Origin of the sequence: Desulfovibrio sp. 1214_IL3152, from assembly GCF_036763055.1 — a bacterium.
Lineage (GTDB): Bacteria > Desulfobacterota > Desulfovibrionia > Desulfovibrionales > Desulfovibrionaceae > Desulfovibrio.
Window position 1 is genome coordinate 1 of the sequence record NZ_JBAIYW010000489.1, and the last position, 2,127, is coordinate 2,127.

Annotated in this window: 2 protein-coding genes and 1 pseudogene; 2 read left to right on the forward strand and 1 reads right to left on the reverse strand. The window is 54.3% G+C overall.

The window, feature by feature from the left end; genetic code table 11:
* Window positions 1–147 (reverse strand): annotated as a pseudogene (locus tag V6C07_RS10415) (protein-L-isoaspartate(D-aspartate) O-methyltransferase); the annotation flags it as partial.
* A 141-nt stretch (window positions 148–288) separates the two neighbouring features.
* On the opposite strand from V6C07_RS10415, the gene V6C07_RS10420 reads away from it, so the two are divergent.
* Together V6C07_RS10420 and V6C07_RS10425 are read left to right on the forward strand one after the other, a co-directional pair.
* Window positions 289–1,614: a M23 family metallopeptidase gene (locus tag V6C07_RS10420; protein WP_333536398.1), complete on the forward strand. Its 1,326-nt coding sequence runs from the start codon at window positions 289–291 to the stop codon at window positions 1,612–1,614.
* Between the two features lie 234 nt (window positions 1,615–1,848).
* On the forward strand, window positions 1,849–2,127 hold a 279-nt coding region (locus tag V6C07_RS10425; protein WP_333536400.1), incomplete at its 3' end, for a hypothetical protein.

Consider the following 2,127-nt stretch of genomic DNA (forward strand, 5'->3'; position numbering starts at 1 on the left):
GCCCATGGCGGCCAGCACCTCGGCATCGTTTATGCCTCTGGCTTCAAGTTGTTCACGCACCATGCGCCGCCGCAGGCGTTTGGGGTCCACCTCGGGGCTGCTTGTGCGTTGCGGCGCTCTCGGGCCTGTGTATCTGGCGTGTTGCATACTGCGGAAGTGAAAACAGATTTTGGGCGTCAAGTCAATGTGCCTTGCGGCTTTAACGGGACGCTATAAAAGTTCCAGACTTTTCCTTGAAAATTGGCTTTCTTTATGCAAGGCTTGACGGAGTTTAATGAGGAGTCTGTAATGCAAAAGAAAAGTATGTTCTCATCGGTATTGGGTATTTTGGTAGTCGTTGCCCTTGGCGTAGGCGGCTATACATTCTTCAAGGACCTTGACGGGCCTGTTATTGACGTTTCTCCCAACACCGGCAGAGTTTCCCCCTCCAGCGTGCTCAAAGTCAGCATGAAAGATCCTTCAGGAATTCGATCTGTTACAGTTGGCGTTCGAAAAAATAACGTGCTTAACGTTATTTTCAACAAACATTTTGATCAATACCTGCCCGAACGCACTGTGGAGGTGCCGCTCAAAGACGCCAATCTGCGTGAAGGAGCCTTTGATCTTGAAGTGCGCGCAACGGACGGCTCCCTGGCCGGATTCGGACAGGGCAATACCCGCACAGTACAGCTCCCCATGCGCCTGGACACGCAGCCCCCGCGCATCTCTGTCAAAACCCTGCCCCCCAACGTACGCCGTGGCGGTGCGGCTGTTGTTCGCTACACGGTTGACGAAGACGTCACCAACAGTGGTGTGCTGGTGGCCGGTTATTTTGTGCCGGGCTACCTGCAGAAAGACGGAAGCTACATCTGCTTTTTCCCTTTTCCCTACACCATGACTGCCAAGGACTATAAGAACAGCGTAGAGATAACAGCCACCGACCTGGCGGGCAACGTCACCAAAAACCGGCTGACTGTCATGGCCTTTGAACGCACCTTTAAAAGCGACAGCCTTGAACTGAGCGACGACTTTTTGCTGAATGTGGAAAACAAGCTGCGCCACCTTGCGCCCAATGCCGCCAACCCGCTGGAGTGCTACCTGTATATCAACAATCAGGTACGCGCCGCCAACGTGGAAGACCTGCGCAACATCAGCAAGGATACGGCCTCTGCCATGCTGTGGAGCGGCGTTTTCCAGCGCATGCCCCGCTCTGCCCCGCGCGCCGGATTTGCAGACCATCGTTTTTACCACTATCAGGGCAAGCTTGTGGGCGAATCCTACCATTTGGGCTTTGACCTTGCCTCTGTGCGCAACGACGACGTGCCTGCCGCCAACAGCGGGCGTGTGATATTCAGCGGTGATCTGGGCATTTACGGCAATATTGTGGTTATTGACCACGGCCTTGGGCTGATGTCCCTTTACTCGCATCTCAACGATTCAATGGTCAGCGCTGGCGATGTGGTGCAAAAAGGCCAGGCCATAGGGCATACGGGAACCACCGGTCTCGCTTTTGGCGACCACCTGCACTTTGGCATCATGGTGGGCGGCGTTGAGGTGACCCCCCTTGAATGGCTTGATCCCAAGTGGATACGCGACAATATCACCAGCCGCCTTGAGGCGTCCGTGGCCCAATAAAAACCGTCATGGCCATGCTTGCGCCGTGCCTTTTGCGTTGGACCCGGTACTCCGGTTCTTGCAAAAGGCACGGCGTTTTTTGTGGCAACCGGGGGCTTGTATTTAACGCCGCTTACAGTATATCTTAGATGTATAGCTGGAAAATATCACGGCTTTTCCATAATCAGGAATTTTCCTTATGAAAGGCTCAATTCGAATACTCCCACTAACACACAGAAATGTGAGGACTTACCTGTGTCTCCACATCCTGCGGCATTTCTTGGTCTGGACATAGGTTCCACCACCGTCAAGCTGGCACTTCTGGACGCCGAGGGAGTGGTTATTGAAACCATGTACCGCCGTCACGGAACCGCTGTCAGAGGCACTTTGTCTGCCCTTCTAGATGAACTGGCACAAAAATATCCCTTACTGCCCGTGCGCTGCGCCATTACCGGTTCGGGCGCGCTGGACCTTGGCGAAGCGCTTGGCCTGCCTTTTGTGCAGGAACTGCTTGCCACGGCGCGCGCCGTTTCT